A 275-nucleotide genomic window follows, 5' to 3' on the forward strand; every position below is an offset into this window, starting at 1 on the left:
AGAATTTGATCGTTATATGGATGGGTATTCTAATGGTATGATTAATGCTTATGGCTATGATATTCCAAATGACTGGAATGATGCGCAATTAAAAATAGATTCTATGATTTTAACTGCCAAACTAGCAGCCCTCACTCCTCCTCAAGGCTATCCTAATGCACCTTATTATCTTACTCCTGAAAAACTAGAATGGTATTATAAAAGACATAAGCTTGATAAACTTCTTGATCCTAGAATTCCTGCTATATATAGATATAATTTTCCGCAAGAACTTA

1 pseudogene is annotated in these 275 nt (G+C 33.1%); it reads left to right on the forward strand.

What is annotated here, in order from left to right:
- A pseudogene (locus tag H2277_RS09250) lies at positions 1-275 on the forward strand (hypothetical protein); the annotation flags it as partial.

This window comes from Campylobacter sp. W0014, from assembly GCF_020135975.1.
In the GTDB taxonomy this organism is placed as follows: Bacteria; Campylobacterota; Campylobacteria; order Campylobacterales; family Campylobacteraceae; genus Campylobacter_D.